The organism is Falsirhodobacter sp. alg1, from assembly GCF_000739715.2.
Classification (GTDB): Bacteria; Pseudomonadota; Alphaproteobacteria; order Rhodobacterales; family Rhodobacteraceae; genus Falsirhodobacter.
On sequence record NZ_BBJC02000108.1, the window covers coordinates 1 to 514 of the forward strand.

At 57.5% G+C, this 514-nt stretch carries 1 protein-coding gene; it reads right to left on the reverse strand.

Annotated elements, in window-relative coordinates; all coding sequences use genetic code 11:
• On the reverse strand, positions 1-197 hold a 197-nt coding region (locus tag TR36_RS16230), incomplete at its 3' end, for a hypothetical protein (protein ID WP_237763613.1).
• Positions 198-514 lie beyond the last annotated feature (317 nt).

Sequence of the window (514 nt, forward strand, 5' to 3'; positions counted from 1 at the left end):
ATATCTAGCTGACCTTCAGCTCCGGCAAACATATCCACGGCAATTTCATCTTCTGGTCGAGCCTCGTGGTCTCCAGCTTCTATGATATCAAAGTTAGCCTGCGCTAGAAAGCCCACGACCGGGTACGGTTCTCTGGCACGGCGAAAAATGACAAACTGTTCGCCTGCTTGCCCTGAAAATCCCCGCTCATTTCCCATATAAAGGCGAAGCTCGTTTCCCTCGGGCTTAGGATACTTGATTATGAGGGAACAACAGATGACCGAGGCGGCCGAGGCGATCACCCGCAATCGCGATCTGGCCCTGAACCGGATTGCCGCCGCACAGAACGATGCCGAAACCGCCTTTCCACGTGCCGATCTGCTTATAACCGGCAATGACGAGGATCTGGCTTCCCTTTGGGCGGACACCAGGCGGCGCGATATNGGCCGCGGGGCGCACATTNGCACNGGGCCGCATCGGGCGGATCTGGTGGCGACCTATGCGGCCAAATCCATGCCTGCCGCGCAATGNTTCC